The organism is Kribbella sp. NPDC051620, assembly GCF_044453825.1.
Lineage (GTDB): Bacteria > Actinomycetota > Actinomycetes > Propionibacteriales > Kribbellaceae > Kribbella.
Genome location: NZ_JBITDB010000001.1, coordinates 418,063 through 438,156 on the forward strand (window position 1 = coordinate 418,063; position 20,094 = coordinate 438,156).

Annotated in this window: 15 protein-coding genes; 11 read left to right on the plus strand and 4 right to left on the minus strand. The window is 68.0% G+C overall.

The window, feature by feature from the left end:
* Positions 1-89 precede the first annotated feature (89 nt).
* Entirely contained in the window at positions 90-1,745 is a 1,656-nt protein-coding gene (locus tag ACIA12_RS01965) for a hypothetical protein (RefSeq protein ID WP_396364916.1), read from the minus strand.
* 106 nt (positions 1,746-1,851) lie between these two features.
* On the opposite strand from ACIA12_RS01965, the gene ACIA12_RS01970 reads away from it, so the two are divergent.
* From ACIA12_RS01970 to ACIA12_RS01980, 3 genes are all read left to right on the plus strand, one after another.
* Positions 1,852-4,746, plus strand: coding sequence for a family 43 glycosylhydrolase (locus tag ACIA12_RS01970; protein ID WP_396364917.1), 2,895 nt, complete (start codon positions 1,852-1,854; stop codon positions 4,744-4,746).
* Positions 4,747-4,833: 87 nt separating this feature from the next.
* Positions 4,834-6,675, plus strand: a complete 1,842-nt coding sequence (locus ACIA12_RS01975; RefSeq protein WP_396364918.1) for a heparinase II/III family protein — start codon at positions 4,834-4,836, stop codon at positions 6,673-6,675.
* The gene (locus ACIA12_RS01980; protein WP_396364919.1) at positions 6,675-8,549 is read left to right on the plus strand and encodes a DUF2264 domain-containing protein; all 1,875 of its coding nucleotides are present in this window, start codon (positions 6,675-6,677) and stop codon (positions 8,547-8,549) included. Before ACIA12_RS01975 ends, ACIA12_RS01980 begins: the two co-directional genes overlap by 1 nt.
* Here the strand turns inward: ACIA12_RS01980 and ACIA12_RS01985 are convergent.
* Complete coding sequence (locus ACIA12_RS01985) at positions 8,546-9,634, minus strand: LacI family DNA-binding transcriptional regulator (RefSeq protein WP_396364920.1); 1,089 nt, start codon at positions 9,632-9,634, stop codon at positions 8,546-8,548. The two genes, ACIA12_RS01980 and ACIA12_RS01985, sit on opposite strands and share 4 nt — an antisense overlap.
* A 92-nt stretch (positions 9,635-9,726) precedes the next feature.
* Between ACIA12_RS01985 and ACIA12_RS01990 the strand changes: the two genes are divergently transcribed.
* The 6 genes from ACIA12_RS01990 to ACIA12_RS02015 are packed head-to-tail and all read left to right on the plus strand — an operon-like array spanning position 9,727 to position 16,420.
* Entirely contained in the window at positions 9,727-10,755 is a 1,029-nt protein-coding gene (locus tag ACIA12_RS01990; RefSeq protein WP_396364921.1) for a hydroxyacid dehydrogenase, read from the plus strand.
* 38 nt (positions 10,756-10,793) lie between these two features.
* Positions 10,794-12,062: an ABC transporter substrate-binding protein gene (locus tag ACIA12_RS01995; protein ID WP_396364922.1), complete on the plus strand. Its 1,269-nt coding sequence runs from the start codon at positions 10,794-10,796 to the stop codon at positions 12,060-12,062.
* A 3-nt stretch (positions 12,063-12,065) separates the two neighbouring features.
* The gene (locus tag ACIA12_RS02000; RefSeq protein ID WP_396364923.1) at positions 12,066-12,995 is read left to right on the plus strand and encodes a carbohydrate ABC transporter permease; all 930 of its coding nucleotides are present in this window, start codon (positions 12,066-12,068) and stop codon (positions 12,993-12,995) included.
* The gene (locus ACIA12_RS02005; protein ID WP_396364924.1) at positions 12,992-13,807 is read left to right on the plus strand and encodes a carbohydrate ABC transporter permease; all 816 of its coding nucleotides are present in this window, start codon (positions 12,992-12,994) and stop codon (positions 13,805-13,807) included. Before ACIA12_RS02000 ends, ACIA12_RS02005 begins: the two co-directional genes overlap by 4 nt.
* A complete protein-coding gene (locus tag ACIA12_RS02010; protein ID WP_396364925.1) occupies positions 13,807-14,478 on the plus strand; it encodes a hypothetical protein in 672 nt (223 codons plus the stop codon). Before ACIA12_RS02005 ends, ACIA12_RS02010 begins: the two co-directional genes overlap by 1 nt.
* Positions 14,479-14,488: 10 nt before the next feature.
* Entirely contained in the window at positions 14,489-16,420 is a 1,932-nt protein-coding gene (locus ACIA12_RS02015) for a glycoside hydrolase family 43 protein (protein WP_396364926.1), read from the plus strand.
* Here ACIA12_RS02015 and ACIA12_RS02020 read toward each other — a convergent pair.
* A complete protein-coding gene (locus ACIA12_RS02020; RefSeq protein ID WP_396364927.1) occupies positions 16,417-17,319 on the minus strand; it encodes a helix-turn-helix domain-containing protein in 903 nt (300 codons plus the stop codon). The two genes, ACIA12_RS02015 and ACIA12_RS02020, sit on opposite strands and share 4 nt — an antisense overlap.
* Positions 17,320-17,387: 68 nt before the next feature.
* Between ACIA12_RS02020 and ACIA12_RS02025 the strand changes: the two genes are divergently transcribed.
* On the plus strand, positions 17,388-18,191 hold the full coding sequence (locus ACIA12_RS02025) for an MBL fold metallo-hydrolase (RefSeq protein ID WP_396364928.1): 804 nt from the start codon (positions 17,388-17,390) through the stop codon (positions 18,189-18,191).
* Positions 18,182-18,592, plus strand: a complete 411-nt coding sequence (locus ACIA12_RS02030; RefSeq protein WP_396364929.1) for a nuclear transport factor 2 family protein — start codon at positions 18,182-18,184, stop codon at positions 18,590-18,592. Before ACIA12_RS02025 ends, ACIA12_RS02030 begins: the two co-directional genes overlap by 10 nt.
* On the opposite strand, the gene araA is transcribed toward ACIA12_RS02030, so the two are convergent.
* Entirely contained in the window at positions 18,589-20,094 is a 1,506-nt protein-coding gene (gene araA / locus ACIA12_RS02035) for an L-arabinose isomerase (protein WP_396364930.1), read from the minus strand. The two genes, ACIA12_RS02030 and araA, sit on opposite strands and share 4 nt — an antisense overlap.

Genomic DNA, 20,094 nt, shown 5'->3' on the forward strand with positions numbered 1-20,094 from the left:
TCGGCGACGTCCGGAAAGGGAGGCAAGCGCTTACCGAGGACCACAATGTTTACGATAACATCGCTAATGTCAAGACTTTGTCCCGACCGTTACGTCATCCGTAGCTCGAGGACGTGGCGGCCGGGAGCTTGGCCGGTCAGGTACACGCGCAGCCCGGCGGGGACCAGCGAGCCGTTGTGCGAGCGGTACCGCTCGCCAGGATCCATCGCGACCCGCGCCGCGCCCGAACCGGGGCCGAACTCGATCCGGTCGTCGCCCACTGCATAAGCGCCGGTACCGGAGACCAGCTGATGATTGCCGCTGTCATCGATCGCCTCGACGCCCGACAGCGCGCCGCCGGGCCGGAAACAGAGCTCGATCGCGTACGGCGCCGCGGATCCGGTCAGCTCGAACGTCAGGTCGAATCCGTTCGCGACCTCGGCCACCGTGATCGTCGTCCGAAGCTCTCGATAGTCCCTGGGCCGGTGGCCGAAGTCCATCGCCGCATAGAACCGTCCGTCGGGCGTCAGGGGGTAACGGCCGTCAACGGCCAGGTGCTGCGACGGCAACGGTTGGTAGTACGGGACCTTGATCTCGGCGCCGAGCTCGAGAACGGCCGGTGAGGTACGCCGCAGGTACTCGCTGTGGAAGTGGCCGGTGCCGAAGAACTGTGGCGCGAGCCGGACCGAGTCCAGGATCGCGTCGCCCTGGCGAACCTTGAAGAACGTCGGGTTCGTGGAGAGGCCGGAGGCGATCACCGGCAGGTCGTGAAAATCGGTTCCGCCGAAGATCGTGGCCGTGCGGCTCCCGCGCCGGATCCGTACCGACGCCTGGGACGGGAACTCCTTGACGAAGTCCGTCGGCAGCTCGGTCGCCGGCGGCAGTTGGGTGGCCAGCTCAGGGCGTTCGAGCACCTCGGCCAGGAAGTCGCCCAACTCGCCCACGCCACGACGCTCGATGCCCTGAGCAACGGCAGCGAACCTGCCGTCGCCGTCCAGCAGTGCCAGCTCGCGATACTGCAGCAGGTACCACCAGATGTCACGAATCGCCCACTGGTCCTGCCGGCGGGATGCGACCACGTCGACCTCGCCGTTCGGCTCCAGCAGGTACAGCGTCGCTTCCAGATTGCGCCGGACGTACTCGATCAGCTCGGGCCGGTCCTGCAGCCAGGCGATCGTCAGCAGGGACGGATTCGTCACTTCGGCCGCGTACGTCGAGCTCCGCTCGCTGTAGATCCCGTCCGCCCCGGCGTCGATTCCCTCGGCCAGCCAGGCGTCGATCCGATCGACGTAGCGCTGGTCGGGGTCGATGTGGTTGATCCTCGCCAGCGCGGCCGACACCTCCCAGCGATGGTTCGGCGTGTGCACGCCACCGCTCGCAAGCGCCGGGCCTGCCTTCCGCAGGATCCGGTGGACAGTCGCTCGGATCGGCGCCGTCGCCGGCTGGTCGTCGGCGTCGAGGAGCTTCCACACCACACACAGATCCTGGATCAGGAACGCCGTGTCGGGCGGTGAGTGCAGGTTGCCGACGTCGTACGTCCCGTCCTCGTGCTGCTGCCGATCGAGTAGGTCGGACAGTAGGCGCAACGGCTCCAGAACCGCCGGATCGCGGTGGTACGACGACTGCTCTGCGACGTATCCGGCAACCAAGCGCCGGAGGTTCCGGGCAACCCGCCGGGGGTCGCCTGCAGTCGGCTCCGTACGCAGCAGTTCAGCGACTTGTTCCTCACCGGCGGCCGTCAACATCCCGAAGAATTCCTGGTCCACAGGCCCATCCTCCCTTTGCGAGCGCCCCGACGACCTCTTGACCGGACCGTGTCGGCCTGGTCACACTACCGGAACTGTTAACGTTAACAATCCTGGTGAGGTTGCGATGCGGATCAGCATGCGTTCGTTCCTGGTGGTCGGCACGGCGCTTCTTGCCGTGCTGGGCGGGCAGCTCGTGCCGGACACAGCGGTTGCCGAGGTCAAGACCGGCCAGGCGAACGCGACCGCGCCGTACGCCGGTTATGTGTTCAGCTACTTCACCGGCAACTCGATCGCGGGGGAGAAGATCTACTTCGCCGCCAGCCGGGGCAACAACGCGCTCAAGTGGGACGAGCTCAACAACGGTCAGCCTGTGCTCGAGTCGGCCAAGGGCACTCTCGGGCTGCGCGATCCGTTCCTGATCCGTTCGCACGAAGGCGACCGGTTCTTCCTGATCGCGACCGACCTGTCGATCGGCCGCAACGGTGACTGGGACGCCGCGCAACGCCAGGGCAGCCGTTATCTGGAGGTCTGGGAGTCGACCGACCTGGTGACCTGGTCGGAGCAGCGCCATGTTCTGGTGTCGCCGGAGACGGCCGGCAACACCTGGGCCCCCGAGGCCTACTGGGACGACGAACTCCAGTCGTACGTCGTGTTCTGGGCGTCGAAGCTGTACGCCGCCGACGATCCGGGCCACACCGGTTCGACCTACAACCGGATGCTCTACGCAACGACTCAGGACTTCCGGACCTTCAGCGCGCCGGCGATCTGGCAGGACCGGGGCGAGTCCCGGATCGACTCGACGGTGATCAAGGAGAACGGCGCGTACTACCGCTTCACCAAGGACGAGGGTGGCGGCGGCACCGGCTGCTCGGACATCATCCAGGAGAAGTCCGCGTCGCTGACCGCCGTCGACCTGCCCGGCAACCCGGCGTGGGCGATGCAGGACTCGTGCATCGGCCGGGACGCCGGTACGTCGGCAGTCGAAGGACCGACCGTCTTCAAGTCCAACCCCGGCGACACCTCCGGCGCCAAGTACAACCTCTTCGTCGACGAGTACGGCGGCCGTGGCTACATCCCGCTCGGCACGAATGATCTCGAGGCGCCGAACTGGCAGGTGCCGGCCGCGTACTCGCTGCCGGCCAGCCCGCGCCATGGCACGGTGCTCCCCGTGACCCAGGCCGAGCTCGACCGGTTGCGCGACGGTCTGGTACTTCCGCCCCCGGTGAAGGCGGACGCGAACGGCCTGGTGGCGCACTATCCGTTGAACGGTACGCCGAACGACGTGACAGGCCATGGGTATGACGGCGTGGTTTCGGGAGATGCGACCTGGGCAGACAACGCCCTCACCCTCGGCGGCACCAACGGTCACGTGAAGCTGCCGGACAACCTGATGGCCGGTCTCGACGCGATCACCGTCTCGGCCGACGTCTGGATCGACCCCGGCCAGCAGACGCCGTACTTCATCTGGGGGCTCGGCAACACCGCGGCCGACATCGGCAACGGCTACCTGTTCACCACCGGCGACAACTACCGTACTTCGATTGCCTCAGGCAACTGGTCGACCGAGCAGACGGCGGCGTCGGCAGCCGCCGTACCGCGCGGTGCCTGGAAGGCCCTCACCTACACCCTCACTCCCGACGGCATCGCGACGATCTACCTCGACGGCGTCCAGGTCGGCCGGAAGACCGGTGTCACGATCGATCCAGGCGACATCGGCGGTGGCCGGACGACGGCCAATTACATCGGGCGCTCGACGTACACCTCCGACAAGTACCTCAAAGGCAAGGTGCGCGACTTCCGGCTCTACAACAGGGCTCTGTCGGCCGGCGAAGTCAGCGATCAGGACGCCGACCCGCGAGCGGTCCTCGGCGTCGAGCTGCCGGGCCTCAAGGTGCCGGCGATCATCGACGATGCGTCGTCGACCGTGACCCTGCCGGTTGCCCCCGGCACCAACCTGAAGAAGCTGACGCCGGTCCTGAAGGTCGTCTCCACGTCGAAGGTCTCGCCGGCCGGGCGGGTCAACCTTTCGAGGCCCAGGACCTACACCGTGACCGCTCAGGACGGAACCAAACGGATGTGGACGGTCAAGGCTGTCGAGATGCGCTCGCCGGTGTTGCCGGGGTACAACGCGGATCCGAACATCGCCCGCTTCGGCGACACGTACTACCTCTATGTCACGACGGACGGAACGGCGGGCTGGGGCGGCAAGGACTTCTACGTCTGGAAGTCGAAGAACCTGGTGGACTGGCAGCGGTCGGCCAAACCGTTCCTGACCCTAGACGGCGCGAACGGCAACGTGCCCTGGGCCAGCGGCAACGCCTGGGCGCCCACGATCATCGAACGCCACGGCAAGTACTACTTCTACTTCTCCGGGCACAACCCGGCGTACAACCGCAAGACGATCGGCGTCGCCGTCGCGAGCAGCCCCGAGGGCCCGTTCGTCGCGCAGCCGGCCGCGATGATCCTCAACAACGAGGCGGTCACGTCCGGCCAGGCGATCGACCCGGCCGCGTTCCGCGATCCCTCGACCGGCCGGTACTACCTCTTCTGGGGCAACGGTTCGCCGGTGTACGCCGAGCTGGGCGACGACATGCTGGCCATCAAGCCGGAGACGCTGAAGCCGATCAGCGGTCTGACCGGATTCCGCGAGGGGTCCTTCGTCAACTACCGCAAGGGAACGTACTACCTGACGTACTCGATCGACGACACCGGTTCGCCCGACTACCGGGTGGGCTACGCGACGGCGACGAGCGTCAACGGACCGTGGACCTACCGTGGCGTCATCCTCGAGAAGGATCCCGCCCAGGGCATTCTCGCGACCGGCCATCAGTCGATCATCCAGGTGCCGGGCACGGACGACTGGTACATCGCCTACCACCGCTTCGGCATGCCCGGCGGTGACGGCACCCATCGCGAGACCACGATCGACCACCTGTACTTCGCCCAGGACGGCACGATCGCGAAGGTCAAGCCGACCCTGAGCAGCGTCGCCCCACTCCGGAACCACCCCCGCCGCTGATCGCGGAGGGGTTCCGGGTCGGTACGGATGTGTACGAATGTGATCGCTACCTGGTGGGTCTGCGGAGGCGCATGGCAGCATGGCCGGATGACCCTTGCCCAGCGTTGGCGTGCCCTGGATCCGGCGGTCCAGAGGTCGGCTCTCGACTCGGCACGGGATCGTGCCGGTGTCCCGGACCTCAGGCAGCGCAGAGTCTGGGAATCGCGTCCCACGGCCGCCTCAGCAGCCGTGCTGGACCGCGCCGCGGCGGACCGTTCCCGGCCGTGGCCCCGGCTGCTGCTGTCGGACTTCGCCCGGTACTGGCGTGACGGCGTGCGGACGGCGTACGAAGGTCCGGCGGGGGAGTTGCGGCAGCGAACCAGTACGGCGGTGCTCGCGGCAGTCTTGACGGGAGACCAGCAGGATGTCGACGAGGCCGCCGACGGACTGTTGCTGCTGTGTGAGCAGACGACCTGGTGCTGGGCGGCTCACGAGTCGTTTGCGACAGCGCGCGGAGAGGTCGTGGCCGATCCCGGTACGCCGTACCTCGATCTGGGTGCGGCCGAGACCGTGGAGATCCTGGCCTGGGCCGATCTCGTGCTCGGCCCGGCGCTGGATGCCCGTACGCCGGGTCTTCGCCGGCGCTTGCGGGAGGAGGCCGAGCGGCGGGTACTGCGGCCGTTCGTCGAGGACCGCCGCTGGCACTGGCTCGGCCTCGACGGTCACCTGCACAACTGGAACCCGTGGATCCACGGGCACGTACTGGTCGCGGCGCTGTTCCTGGAGACCGATCCGGTACGCCGCGCGCAGGTGGTCGACCTCGTCGTCGACGGTCTCGATCGCTACCTCCGGGCGCTCCCGGCCGATGGCGGGTGCGATGAGGGCTACGCGTACTGGTGGAACGGGCCGGCCCGACTGGCCGGCGCGCTGGAGCTCCTCGACCGGATCACTCTCGGCGCCTTCGATCCCTGGCGGTGCACGCCGCTGGAGGAACTCGCCCGGTATCCCCAGCGGATGACGCTGGGCGACGGCTGGTTCGTCAATGTCGCCGACGGATCGGCCAGGCCTGCACCCGACCAGCCGTGGGACGTGTTGCACCGCTGGGGTCGCCGGATCAGTGACAAGGGCGTCATGGCCCAGGCGGCCGCGCACCGTGATCAGCCGGCGGCCGTGGCCGGTCTGGGGCGGGCACTGGTCGCACTTGCCGACGACGACTGGTGGCAGGCGACGGCCGTACCGCTGCCGTTGCCGCGATCGAGTTGGCTGCCCGACGTGCAGTTGCTGGTCGCCCGGCAGGACGGCGGTTCCACGGCGGGCTGGACGCTGGCCGTGAAGGGCGGGCACAACGACGAGAACCACAATCACAACGATGTCGGCTCGTTCGTCGCCGCACTGGACGCGACGCCGGTGCTGGTGGACTTGGGCCAACCGACATACACGGCGATCTCGTTCTCCGATCGCCGGTACGAGCAGTGGGTGGTCCGCGGCGAGTGGCACAACGTCCCGATCGTCGACGGTCTGGAGCAGCAAGCAGGTCCGCAGTGGCGGGCGACAAGCTTTGCCGTGCACAGTGGCGCCGATGTCGATCGCGCCGAACTCGACCTGTCGGACGCCTATCCCAGCGGGAATCTGCGACGGACGGTGACCCTGGATCGGATCGGTCAGACCATCCAGGTCGTCGACACCTGGGCGGAGGGGACCGAGATCGCCGAACACTTCGTGATCGCCGGGCAGCCGCTTGCCCACGAGGCCGGCCGCCTCGTGATCGAGACCCTTGGTGGCAGCGTCGCCGAGCTGCACTGGGATGCCGGGCTCGGCGCCGGACGGCTGGAGACGCGCGCCGTTGACGACGAACTGCTCCAGCGGGTCTGGGGCCCAGCCGTCCATCGCCTGATCCTTGCAGTGGGCAACAATCGTTTCGAACTCACCCTGATCCGAGGACCTCGTTGATGACCGACGCCCGCTTCACCGGCCTGACCCGCGACTCCTGGGCCGCGGTCGCCGACCACCTGCTGATCTCACTGCGTGGCTGGGCATCGCCCGAGCACGCCCGGATCGACCTTCCTGGACAGCAGAGCGCGTACGGACCCGACAGCGACTCCTTGGAGGCCTTCGCCCGATCGTTCCTGCTGGCGGCGATCCGGCTGAAAGGTGAAGACGGCAAGGACCCACACGATCTCGCCGGCTGGTACGCCGAGGGCCTTCGGGCCGGGACCGATCCCGGATCGGCCCACGCCTGGCCGCGCCCGGACCAGCTCGGGCAGGCCAAGGTCGAGGCCTGCTCGATCGCGCTCGGGCTGCATCTGAGCAGGCCTTGGTTGTGGGACCGGCTGGACGACCGCGATCGCGAGCAGATCGTCGGCTGGCTGGCGACCGTGGTCGGCGAGAAGTATCCACCGATCAACTGGGTCTGGTTCCAGATCGTGGTGGAGACCTTCCTCAAGTCCGTCGGCGGGCCGTGGTCGCGCGAAGACATCGACAGCGGCCTCGCGGTGCACGAGTCGCTGTGTCGCGGGCACGGCTGGTACGCCGACGGTCCGGAGCGCGCGTTCGACCATTACAACGGCTGGGCGCTGCATGTTTATCCGTTGCTGTGGGCATCGATGGATCCCGGGTTGTGTGATCCCGCGCTGATGACCGCGTGGCGAGAGCGGCTGAGGGACTTCCTGGATTCGGCGGTCCACCTGGTGGGCGGTAACGGCGCACCGCTGATCCAGGGCCGCAGCCTGACCTATCGCTTCGCCGCTGCCGCGCCGTTCTGGATCGGTGCGATCACTGGTGCCACGGATCTCGCGCCGGGCCTGCTGCGCCGGACGACGTCCGGGATGCTCAAGTACTTCCTCGATCACGGCGTCCCTGATCGGCAAGGTCTGCTCACCCTCGGGTGGCACGGCGAATGGCCGGCGATCGCCCAGTCGTACTCCGGCCCGGGATCACCGTACTGGGCGGTCAAAGGCATGCTCGGGCTGATGCTGCCGGCGAGCCATCCGGTCTGGACGGCGGCCGAGGAGCCCTTGCCGGTCGAACGATCCGACTTCACCCGCGAACTCGCGGAGCCTGGCTGGCTGGTCAGCGGTACCCGGGCCGACGGGATCGTGCGCGTCGTCAACCACGGCACCGACCACTCGGTCCCCGGCGACGAACGCGCCGACTCGCCGCTGTACGCCCGGCTGGGGTACTCGACCCACACGATGCCACCGCTGAGTACGGCGTACTGGGCGCAACCGCTCGAGAACACCGTCAGCATCGTGCACCCCGAGCTCGGCCACTCGCACCGCAACGGCTTCACGACGGTCGGGACCGGTGCTTCGATCGCGTCGACGCACTGGGTGCGGACGACCGACGACGCCGGCCCGGAGCACGGATCGGGCCGCGGAGGAGCGGTGGTCGCGGGGCCGACGGTCGCCATGGTGTCCGCGATGCGCGGAAGCCACGAGGTACGGGCCGCACGCATCGATCCAGACGCCGCCGTCGAACCCAGCTACCTACTCGAGCTCTCAGGCTGGCCACTGACCTCAACCACCCCGCCGTCCGCCACGCTTGACGCCGGGGCCGAGGTCCGTGCCGCTGGCTTGCTGTCCTCTGTCGAAGGACGGATCGGGTTTGATGGGGTCGACGTCCGTCGGTCCGGCGAGGTCGAGGCGCTGGGTAAGCACACCGCGATTCCGCTGGTGCGCGCGGCCGCCGTAGCGGGGCAGGTGTTCGTTGCCGTCGTTTCGCTGTCCGGCGGTCAGCCCGAGCCTGTTCCGAACGTTGCGGTGGACGGAGGCAGCATTCGGGTCGGCTGGTCGGATGGTAGCGAGGAGATCTTGTCGTTCGGCTAGTGCGGCATCGATGAGTCGCGGATGACCAGTTCGGGCACGATCAGCACGCGTTGGGGCGGCCGGCGGCGGCCTTCGGTGAGGCGGGCGACCATCTGCTCGACCGCGGTCCGGCCGACCATCGACTTCGGTGGGCGGATCGCCGTCAGGGCTGGCTCGGCCAGGTGGGCGATCTCGTCGTCGTAGGCGACGATGGCCAGCTGGTCCGGGATCGCGATGCCCTGCTCGGCGCAGTACTGCGCGACCGCCATCGCGTCGGGGTCGGAGTGGACGACGAGGGCCGTCGTTCCGGCGGTACGGCAGCGGTCGAGGACCTGGGCGATGATGTCGCGGTGCGCGGGCTGGTCCATGTTCACGGACTCCCGGATGACCAGGCCGGCCGGGATGTCGAGGTCGGTGCAGACCAGGTCCCAGCCGGCGGCCAGATGGGCCGAGGTGGGGCTGCCCTTGGACAGCAGCAGGCCCAGGTGGCGGTGTCCCTGGTCGTGTAGGTGCCGGACGGCGAGTTCGACGCCGAGCGCGTGGTCGCTGCGGACCCACTCGAGTTGCTGCTTGGTACGCGTCCACCGTGGCGGTTGGCGTTCGACCAGGATCACCGGCACCGGCAACCTGCCGATCCAGTCGATCATCTCGCCGATGTCGTTTCCCTCCAGATTGGGAGCCAGCAGCAGTCCCTGCACCTGCTGGGCCTCGATCAGCCGGCTGATCTGCCGACGATCCTCGGCCCAGTCATAGCTCGACCCACGCAACTGGATCGCCACGCCCAGCGCGGCGGCGGTTGATCGCGCCCCGGAGACGATCGGCGGCCAGTAGTAGTCGAGCGAGGGGACCACCATCCCGATGGTGAACCGGGGCGCGGCCGGCCCGCGTCGCCGCGCCGGTGGGGCCAGCTCGGTCGGCAACGTCGCGCCGCCGTGGACCTTGGTGAGCAGGTTCTGCGCCGCGAGCGCGGCGATGTCGCGGCGGACGGTCAACTCGCTGACGCCGAGCAGTTCGGCCAGGTCCTTGACCCGGACGGCGCCTTCGCGGCGCAGCTCGGCCATCACCCGTTCGTGCCGCTGCAGGCCGAACAGCCGGTCGTCCGGCATCCGCCACACCTCTGTTGTTCGAGTCTGAATGTTTGTGAATGATCACGGTCGAGCCGTAGATGATCTGAACGCCTGCGTCATCTCATGTTCACATGACCGCAACGGTAACCGCTTACCGCAGTGAGGCGCTGCTCGTGATGAACCGCGAGTCGTTCGACGCCCACTTCGATCGGCCCCGGCTCGATCGGCTCCGCTCGCTGGTGGCGCTGCCCGATCCGATCTGGACCGACGAGCTCGACTCCGCGCAGGCCCGGGCCCGGCTCGCGACGGCCGACCTGATCGTCAGCTCCTGGGGCGTGCCGCGGCTGACGGCCGACCGGCTCGCCGCCGCGCCGCGGCTCAAGGCCGTCTTCCACGCGGCGGGAAGCGTCCGTTCACTGGCCGACGGGGTGCTGTGGTCTCGCGACATCGTGCTCACCAGCGCGGCCGACGCCAACGCGATCCCGGTCGCCGAGTACACGCTCGCCGCGATCATCCTGGCCGGGAAGAAGGCGCCGTTCCTCGCCGCGGACGCCGCGACGGCCTACCGGGGCTGGGGCCAACTGCAAGGCTTCGGCGACCTGTCGAACTTCCGTCGCACGATCGGTGTGGTCGGCTTCTCCCGGATCGGCCGGCGGGTCGTCGATCTGCTCCGAGTCCTCGACGGCCCGTCCGTACTGGTGGCCGATCCGCACGCGGACCCAGCCGAGGTAGAAGCAGCCGGCGCGCAGCTGGTCAGCCTTGACGAACTGCTGCCCCGAGTCGACGTGCTCTCGTTGCATGCGCCGGCCCTGCCGAGCACGTACCAGATGATCGGCGCCCGAGAACTGGCTTGCCTGCCTGACCGCGCCACCGTGATCAACACCGCGCGCGGCAGCCTGATCGATTCCGCCGCCCTCGCTGAAGAGTGCCGGACCGGACGGCTGTTCGCGATCCTCGACGTCACCGATCCGGAGCCATTGCAGCCCGATTCGCCGCTGCGCTCGACCCACAACGTCATGGTCACCCCGCACATCGCAGGGTCCCTCGGCACCGAGATCCATCGGCTCACCGATCACACGCTGGCCGAGCTCACCCGGTGGCTGGCCGGCGAACCGCTCCAGCACCGGATCACGGCCGACATCTTCCCGCTCACCGCCTGACCGCCACCCACGCAGTACGAAGTACAAGGAGAACGCCCGTGAAGCGACACCTCGTGACCATCCTGGCCGGTGCGGCCGCGCTGGGCCTGCTGGCCGGCTGCGGCGGCAGTTCGAGCGGCCAGACCGCCGACGGGCCGCAGACCATCAAGGTCGCGCTCTGGAACTACGCGACCACGCCGGAGTTCAAGGCGATCATCGACGGCTTCCAGCAGGCCAACCCGCAGATCAAGGTGGAGCCGGTCGACATCCTGGCCGACGACTACGCCGAGAAGGTCACCACGATGCTGGCCGGCGGCGACTCGACCGACGTGCTGACGATGAAGAACGTCATCGACTACGCCCGGTTCGGCACCCGCGGGCAGTTGCTGCCGCTGACCGACCAGGCCAAGGCGCTGGACCCAGCGAAGTACTCGGGGCTGAAGTCCTACGAACTCGACAGCAAGTACTTCGCGCTGCCGTACCGGCAGGACTTCTGGGTGCTCTACTACAACAAGACGCTGCTCAAGCAGGCCGGTGTGCCGGAGTCGAAGCTGCAGAACCTGACCTGGGCCGACTACGCCGCGCTGGCGAAGAGCCTGACCAAGGGCGATGGCCCGGCCAAGGTGTACGGCGCTTACCAGCACACCTGGCGTTCGGTCGTCGAGGCGACCGCGGCGGCGCAGACCGGTGGTGACCTGCTCGGTGGCGACTACGGCTTCTTCAAGGACCAGTACACGATGACGCTGGATCTGCAGAAGGACGGCGCGCTGTTGCCCTGGGCAACCGCCAGGAGTCAGAAGGTCACCTACAACACGATGTTCTCCACCGGCAAGGCCGTGCTGATGCCGATGGGCACCTGGTACGCCTCGACGCTGCTGGCCGACACGAAGTCGGGCAAGACCAAGGTGGACTGGGGAATGGCGCCGCTGCCGCAGCGCGCCGCGGACGGCAAGGTGACCACCTTCGGCTCGCCGACGGCCTTCGCGGTGAACAAGAACTCCAAGCACGCCGACGCGGCGAAGAAGTTCGTCGAGTGGGCCTCGAGCGAAGCCGGCGCCACCGCGGTCGCCAAGGCGGGCGTCACGCCGTCGCTGCAGAGCCAGCAGATCCTCGACACGTACTTCGCCCTGCCGGGCGTGCCCGGTGACGCGGTGGCGAAGAAGGCGTTCAAGCCCGACACCGTCGTGCTCGAGATGCCGGTCGGCGACAAGTCCTCCGACGTCGACCAGATCCTGACCGAGGAGCACGAGTTGATCATGACCGGGCAGAAGTCGCTCGACGACGGTCTGGCCGAGATGGCCAAGCGGGTCAAGAACGAGGTCCGCTGACCGATGACCGCCACCGTGTCCGCGCCGCCGGAGGTCCGGCGCCCGGTGCCCGCGCCGCCGCTGGCCCGGCGCCGCAGCCGGACCTGGGTCGGCTGGAGCTTCATCCTGCCGAACTTCATCGGCTTCGCCGCGCTCACGCTGGTGCCGGTGATCGCCTCGCTCGCGTTGTCCTTCCTCGACTGGGATTCCTACAGCACCCCGCGCTGGGTCGGCCTGGACAACTTCGAGCGGATGATCCACAACGACACCTTCTGGACCGCGCTGAAGAACACCGCGTACTACGCCGTCGGCCACGTGCCGCTGACGCTGTGCGCCGCGCTCGGCTTCGCGGTACTGCTGAACCAGAAGCTGAAGGGAGCGCGGTTCTTCCGGACCGCGCTGTTCTTCCCGTACATCACCTCACTGGTCGCGGTCGCCGTCGTCTGGAACATGTTGCTCAGCCCGGAATCGGGCCCGGTGAACCAGTTCTTGCGGGCCATCGGCATCGACCACCCGCCGGGCTGGACCACGTCGACCACGTGGGCGATGCCCGCGGTGATCGTGGCCAGTGTCTGGCGTGACCTCGGGTACTACATGATTCTGTACCTCGCCGGCCTGCAGACGATCCCGGCGGAGTTGTACGAGGCCGCCCAGGTGGACGGAGCGAGCGGCTGGCAGCGGTTCCGGCACATCACCGTGCCGGGGCTGCGGCCGACCACCTTCTTCGTGCTGATCATGCTGACCATCTCCAGCTTCAAGGTGTTCGACCTGATCCAGGTGATGACCGAGGGCGGTCCGGGCCGCGCGACGCTGGTGCTGTCCCAGGTGATCTACCGCGAGGGCATCGTCCAGGGCCGGTTCGGCTACTCCTCGGCGGTGTCGATGGTCCTGTTCGTCATCGTCCTGACGATCACCCTGGGCCAGTTCCGGTTGCAGCGAAGGAGCGAGCGATGACCCGGGTACGCCGTACGTCGGCGTACCTGCTGCTGGGAGTGCTCTCGGTCGCCGTCCTGGTGCCCTTTGCGTGGATGGTCTCGTCGTCGCTGAAGGCCGACGCGGACGTCTTCAGCGTGCCGGTGCGCTGGATCCCCGCCGAGTTCCACTGGGGCAACTTCAGCGCGATCTGGGGCCGGATCCCGCTGCTCACCTACCTGCGCAACTCGGTGTTCCTCAGCGTCACGATCACCGCCTTGCAGGTGCTGACGGGCAGCTTCGCGGCATACGGGTTCGCCAAGGTGCGGTTCCCCGGCCGGGACGCGTTGTTCCTCGCGTACATCGCGACGATCGCGGTGCCCTGGCAGGCGTACATGGTTCCGCAGTACGTGATCATGCAGAAGGCCGGTCTGGTCAACACGCACCTGTCGCTGATCCTGCTGCAGGCGTTCAGTGCTTTCGGGGTGTTCCTGATGCGCCAGTACTACCTGACCATCCCTGACGAGCTGAGCGAGGCTGCCCGGCTGGACGGGCTGAGCGAGTACGGCATCTGGGCCCGGATCATCCTGCCGTTGTCGAAGCCGGCGCTGGCGAGCCTCGCGCTGCTCACCTTCGTCAACACCTGGAACGACTACATGGGTCCGTTCATCTACCTGACCGACAACAACCTGTGGACGATCCAGCTGGGGTTGCGTTCGTTCGTCGGCCTGTACGACGCGGAGTACGCGATGATCATGACCGGCTCGGTACTGTCCGTGCTGCCGATCCTGGTGATCTTCCTGCTCGGCCAGAAGTACTTCGTGCAGGGCATCGCCACGAGCGGGATGAAGTGATGGCCTCGCCGCTGTCGCGGGTGAACGTCCGGGCGGACGCCTGGGACCTGCTCTGGTCGTTCGTTCATCGGGTGCTGGCGGTCAACGTCGTGCTGGCTGTCGCCGGGACGCCGCTGATGCTTGCCCTCGGCACCGTCGCCACGCCTTGGCGCTACCCGCTCTTCTTCGGTCTGCTCGCCCTCCCGCTCGGCCCGGCAGCGGCCGCGGCGTTCGGATACTTCGCCATTGACGACGCCCGTCCTCCGGTGACCGCCCTGATCCGCTTGGTGCGCATCACCGGTCGACGCTCGCTTGTCGTCGCCTCGCTGACGGCAGGGCTGGCTGGAGTTCTGCTGGCCGACCTCAGGGTGCTGGCCAGTGCGTTGCCGGTCGTCGCACCCCTGCTGGCGGTGCTCCTCGTGCTGGTACTCAACGCAGGCCTCGTCGCCTTGGTGCTGGCCGGCACCGAGCCCGCGCTGGGTTTGCGAGCCCTGCTGCGGCTGGCTGTCTACACCGGAGTCCGCGCCTGGCCGCTCAGCTTGCTCTCACTCGGTGTCCTGACGGCCGGACTGATCATCGTCAGCCAGGTGCCGGTGGCCGGCCTGGCGACCGTACCGGGGTGTGCCCTGTGGGTCGTGCACACGAATACCAGCGCTCAGCTCGCTCGAATCCGGAATCCGTCCGCCCGATGAGGAGAATCCGATGAAGCTGCTCAGAACCCTTGCTGTCGTGACCACCGCGCTCACCCTGCTGGCTCCGGCGACGGTCGCTGCACAGGCCGCCCACACCGAGAGGTACACGTCGTTTCGCCCGGGTGCTCAATGGCTCGACAACAACGGCCAGGTGATCCAAGCCCACGGCGGACAGATCATCGCCTCGACCGATGGTGGCGGGAAGCGGGTCTGGTACTGGTACGGCGAGGACCGCAGCAACGGGTACTACGACAGCCCCGGCGTGCACGTGTACTCGTCGTACGACCTCTACAACTGGAAGGACCGCGGGCTCGCCTTGCGGGCGATGAGCTCGCCCGGCCAGTTCGAGAGCGACCCGTACTTCGCCAAGGTTTACAAGCACTACACCCCGGCGCAGAAGGAGAACGTCTGGCGTGATCTGTCGACCAACAGCGTGCGCGCGGACGGCTGGGCAAGGCCGTCGATCCTCGAGCGGCCGAAGGTGATCTACGACAAGGCCACTCGCAAATGGGTCATGTGGGTGCACTCCGACGGGCCTTCGTCACCGACCAGCACCTCGACGTACGCGCGGGCCGAGGCCGGCGTGGCGATCGCGGACTCGCCGATGGGACCGTTCCGCTGGATCGACTCGTACCGGCTGAACCACGTGCCGAGCGACTCCGTGCCGTGGTGCGGCACCGGCTCGTCGTTCGACCCGGCCGGCGGGATGGCGCGGGACATGAACCTGTTCGTGGACGACGACGGCTCGGCGTACATCATCTACTCCTCCGAGGAGAACAGATCGATGTACATCTCCAAGCTCGACCGCGACTACACCTATCTCTCCGCACGGCCCGAAAACGCCGTGCAGGGCAAGGACTTCGTCCGCACGCTGGCCTGCAACCAGCGGGAAGCGCCGGCGATGTTCAAGTCCGAGGGCCGGTACTACCTGCTCACCTCGGGCGCGACCGGCTGGGACCCGAACCCGGCCAGATACGCGACGTCGGACAACATCCTCGGCCAGTTCACCGACCAAGGCAGCCCGATCAGCGGACCGGGCGCGGCGACGACGTTCGGCTCGCAGAGCACCAACGTGATCCCCTACGACCAGGAGAACAACAAGTTCATCTTCATGGCCGACCGCTGGACGCCGAGCGATCTCGCCAATGCGCCGTACGTGTGGATGCCGATGTCCCTGGGTGAAAGCGGCGGTCTGTCCATCGGCCCCGACCAGGAGTGGACCCTTGACGACCTGGCGCCCTACCAGCGGTGGAGTGTCGAGACTCAACTGCCGGACCACACCTGGCTCGGCGACACGAGCACCCTGCCGGCCGAGGTGACGGTGAAAGCGGGCTCGCGGTCGACGCAGGTTGCCGTGACCTGGGACGCGGCGAGTGTCGCGCGGCCAGGACCGGCCAGCCTCCGGGGGACGCTGGCGGACGGGCGGACCTTCACCCGATCGATCGTCGTGGTGCCGCGCGACCTGCGGTACGCGGTCAACGCCGGCGGTATCCCCACCGCCGACTGGCAGGTCCTGGCCAAGAACGCCTCGCTGCTCAACTCCAGCGCGGAACAACCGTTGGGCACCGATCCCGTCACCGGAACCACCTGGGGATACACGGGCGCCAGCGCACCATCCGGTACTGCGAACGGCGACCTCTACAGCACCTTGCGCTACGCCAAGAACCACGAGCCGCTGGTCTACACCTTCGGCGGCCTGGAACCGGGGACGTACACCGTGCACGCCGGGTACTTCGACCCTTGGCCGTGGGCCAACCGGGCGGCGCAGGTGACCATCAACGGCGCCGTAGTCGACCAGCAACGCCTGTTCACCGGTACGAACGAGGCGGCGGCGTACGGAGGTATCACGGTCGGTGCCGACGGCAAGATCTCCGTCACCATCGCACCGACCAGGTCGCCCGACATCCAGGTCAGCTGGCTGATGGTCGCCCGCACGGGCTAGCCGGGGCGGCTCGCCGTACGGAAGGCGCTCGGGGTAGTGCCGGTGCGGTGCGAGAAGAACTTGGAGAAGTTGGCGGCGTCCTCGAAGCCGAGCCGGTCGGCGATCTCGACGATCGGCACGGTTTCGTGGATCAGCCGGCGCTTGGCCTCGAGCACGACCCGGCGGTCGATCAGCTCTTTGGCCGTCGTTCCGGCGTGGGCCCGGGCGAGCCGGTTGAGGGTCCGCTCGGAGTAGCCGAGCCGCCGGGCGTAGCCGGCCACGGTGCGTTCACGCTGGAACGACTTCTCGATCTCTTCCTCGAACCAGCTGAAGACCTCGTTGCGTGGGCGGATCGGGCCGCGGCCGGCCGGATTGCTGCCGGCCAGCACGAGCAGGGTCGCCAGTACCGCGTGCGTGAGTGCCTGGTCTCGCGCTTCGGCCTCGAGCGCCGGCGCCGAACGGAGTCGCTGGTCGATCTCGGCTGTCGTGCTGAACGACTCCCAGAGCAGGCTGCCGGGCGACGCCGCGCCTGGCCAGTGATTGAGATGGCTGATGCCGAGTCGCCGGAACAGGTGCGCGGTCGCTTCGTCGTACAGGTCGGGCGGGAGCATCAGAACCGGCCCGTCGATGGCCGAGATGTCTCCCCACCGGTGCACCTGCCCGGCATGGATCCAGAACACGTCGCCCGGGCCGAGCGAGTAGCTGGTGAAGTCGACCTCGTGGCTGGTCCGGCCTGAGCGGATCTGCAGGACCAGCTCGAACCCGAGTCGTTGTGGCGCCTGGAACTCCGCCGGCCCGGCTCGTCGCAGCAGCGTGGCCAGGTCGGCGACCTCGGCCCCCGCAGAGTGCCCGGCCGGCGGCGCGTAATCGACCTTCCGGATCGTGGATGTCCGGTTTTCACCAGGAGATGACGCAGTCACACAAGGGATCGTACGGCGATGAGTCCTAATATCACAGTACCGACTCCTCCACCGAAGGAAACCTGACAATGTCCGACCTGACCTACACCGTTCTCGACTTCGCGGACTCCTCGCTGAACAAGACCTCCGTCCTCGTCACCGGCGAGACCGACGCGATCGTCGTCGACGCCGCCTTCACCCGCGCGGACGGCCACCGGATCGTCGCCGCGGTACTGGATGCGGGCAAGACCCTGCGCACGGTCGTCGTGACCGGCGGCGACCCGGACTTCTACTTCGGCGCCGAAGTCATCGCCGACGCGTTCCCCGAGGCGGCCTTCGTCGCGCCGGCCGACGTGATCGAACACATCACCGCGGGCTACCAGGCCAAGCTCGCCGCCTGGGCACACCTGGGCGCCAACCTGCCGACCCGGCTGATCGAGCTCACCGAGTTCACCGGCGGGGTCGAGCTCGACGGCCGGACGCTGGAGCTGCGGCACGCGGGTGACAGCCTCGGCGATCGTGGCTGGTACCTGTTCGAGCCGCAGCAGCGCGCCCTGCTCGGCGGGATCCTGCTGTTCGACGGACTCCACGTCTGGACCGCCGACAGCCCGACGACGGCCGACCGCGCGGCCTGGCTGACCGCCCTCGACACCCTCGAGGCGCTTCAGCCCACCTTCGTGGCCGCCGGACACCGTACGCCGGGATCGCCGACCGACCTGTCGGCGATCCACCACACCCGCGCCTACCTCAACCTCTTCGAGGAGACCGTCGCCGCGGCGGTCGACGCCGCCCAGGCCAAGGAGAAACTGCTCGCGGCCTACCCCGACGCCGGCCTCGTCATCGCCGCGGACCTCGGCACCAAGGTCGCCAAGGGCGAACTGCAATGGGGCTGATCGACGCGGCCGGAAGCGCTCCGGCCGACGTCGTCCGCCGCCAGTACCTCGCCTCCGCCGCCGGTGACCTCGAAGCACTCCGCGCCACCCTCGCCCCTGACGTCGAGTGGACGGAGATGGCCGGCTTCCCGCTGGCCGGCACCTACCGGACCCCGCTCGGCGTCACCACCAACGTGATGGAGCAGCTCGGCAAGGAGTGGGAGGACTGGACAGCTCACGACGACACCTACGTCGTCGACGGTGAGAACGTCGTGGTGCTGGCCCGCTACACCGCGAACAACCTGGCGACCGGCAAGACCCTGAACGCCCGGGTGGCGCATCACTTCGTGGTCAGGGCCGGGCTGATCGTCCGGTTCGAGCAGTTCGTCGACACCGCGTTGGTGCTTCAGGCAACTAGTTAGAGACCGAGGGCCAGGCGGTGGTACGCCTGGTTCCAGCGGATCTCCTTCTGGAACTGGCGGATCTCGGTCGAGTCGTCGATGGTGAGCAGCTCGGTCCGGAGCATGGTGGCCAGGTCGTGGAGTTCGTCGGAGCCGACAGCGGCCGACAGCACGGTGTGGTGCGGGGCGCCGGCGGTCAGCCAGGACTCCGCCGACGTACGGAAGTCCGGGCGGGGCTTCCAGACGGCGCGGGCGACGGGTAGCCGGGGGAGTGGCTGGTCGGGAGCGACGACGTCGATCTCGTTCGCGACCAGCCGGAACCGGTCGCCGAGGTCGGCGAGGCCGACCACCACGGCCGGCCCGGGCGCGGCGTCGAAGACCATCCGGACCGGGTCCTCGCGGCCGCCGATGCCGAGTGGGTGGATCTCCACCGCCGGCGTATCGGCTGCGATCGAGGGGCAGACCTCGAGCATGTGGGCGCCGAGGATCCGCTCTTCCCCAGGTACCAGGTGGTACGTGTAGTCCTCCATGAAGGACGTGCCTCCTGGACGGCCCGCGCTGATGACCTTGAGGGTGCGAAGCAGTACCGACGTCTTCCAGTCGCCCTCGCCGCCGAAGCCGTAGCCGTCGGCCATCAGACGCTGGACGGCCAGGCCCGGAAGCTGACGCAGTCCACCGAGGTCTTCGAAGTTCGTGGTGAAGGCGGTGAAGCCACCGGCTTCGAGGAAGGCGCGAAGGCCGGCCTCCAACCGGGCGGCGTAGCGCAGCGAGTCGTGCCGGTCGCCACCGGCGCGCAGTTCGGGCACGATCCGATAGGTGTCGTCGTACTCCTTGACGAGATCGTCGATATCGCCATCCGGTACCGCGTCCACCGCCGTGACGAGGTCGTTGACCGCGTAGGTGTTGACCGAGACCCCGAACCGGCGTTGGGCCTCCACCTTGTCGCCTTCGGTTACTGCGACGTCGCGCATGTTGTCGCCGAAGCGTGCGAGCTTCATCGAGCGCAAGGCCGACAGGCCGGCCGCGGCGCGGGCCCAGGCTCCGATCCGCGCGGTGACGGCCGGATCGCTGACATGACCGGCGACGGTGGTTCGCGGGATACCGAGCCGGGTCTGGATGTAGCCGAACTCGCGGTCGCCGTGGGCAGCCTGGTTCAGGTTCATGAAGTCCATGTCCAGCTCGGCCCAGGGGAGCGCGACATTCGCCTGGGTGTGCAGGTGCAGCAGCGGCAACTGGAGAGCTTCCAGGCCGCCGATCCACATCTTGGCCGGGGAGAACGTGTGCATCCAGGCGATCACGCCGATGCAGTCGTCGGCGGCGTTGGCCTTCAGGAAGGTGTGCCGGATGGCGTCGGCATCGGTGACGACCGGGTACCAGACCACCTCCGCCTGGAGCTCGTCCGAGTCGTTCAGCGCCGCGACCAGTTGCTGGGACTGGACGGCGACCTGGTTGAGGGTTTCGAGCCCGTAGAGGCCCTGGCTTCCGGTGAGGAACCAGATCCGGGGCCGTTGAGTGGTTTGCAT

Excerpts from the sequence above, each read along its gene's own strand:
- ACIA12_RS01970 (WP_396364917.1), top strand. The coding sequence starts at position 1,852 with ATGCGGATCAGCATGCGTTCGTTCCTGGTGGTCGGCACGGCGCTTCTT.
- ACIA12_RS01975 (WP_396364918.1), top strand. The coding sequence starts at position 4,834 with ATGACCCTTGCCCAGCGTTGGCGTGCCCTGGATCCGGCGGTCCAGAGG.
- ACIA12_RS01980 (WP_396364919.1), top strand. The coding sequence starts at position 6,675 with ATGACCGACGCCCGCTTCACCGGCCTGACCCGCGACTCCTGGGCCGCG.
- ACIA12_RS01985 (WP_396364920.1), bottom strand. The coding sequence starts at position 9,634 with ATGCCGGACGACCGGCTGTTCGGCCTGCAGCGGCACGAACGGGTGATG.
- ACIA12_RS01990 (WP_396364921.1), top strand. The coding sequence starts at position 9,727 with ATGACCGCAACGGTAACCGCTTACCGCAGTGAGGCGCTGCTCGTGATG.
- ACIA12_RS02000 (WP_396364923.1), top strand. The coding sequence starts at position 12,066 with ATGACCGCCACCGTGTCCGCGCCGCCGGAGGTCCGGCGCCCGGTGCCC.
- ACIA12_RS02005 (WP_396364924.1), top strand. The coding sequence starts at position 12,992 with ATGACCCGGGTACGCCGTACGTCGGCGTACCTGCTGCTGGGAGTGCTC.
- ACIA12_RS02010 (WP_396364925.1), top strand. The coding sequence starts at position 13,807 with ATGGCCTCGCCGCTGTCGCGGGTGAACGTCCGGGCGGACGCCTGGGAC.
- ACIA12_RS02015 (WP_396364926.1), top strand. The coding sequence starts at position 14,489 with ATGAAGCTGCTCAGAACCCTTGCTGTCGTGACCACCGCGCTCACCCTG.
- ACIA12_RS02025 (WP_396364928.1), top strand. The coding sequence starts at position 17,388 with ATGTCCGACCTGACCTACACCGTTCTCGACTTCGCGGACTCCTCGCTG.
- ACIA12_RS02030 (WP_396364929.1), top strand. The coding sequence starts at position 18,182 with ATGGGGCTGATCGACGCGGCCGGAAGCGCTCCGGCCGACGTCGTCCGC.
- araA (WP_396364930.1), bottom strand. The coding sequence starts at position 20,094 with ATGCAAACCACTCAACGGCCCCGGATCTGGTTCCTCACCGGAAGCCAG.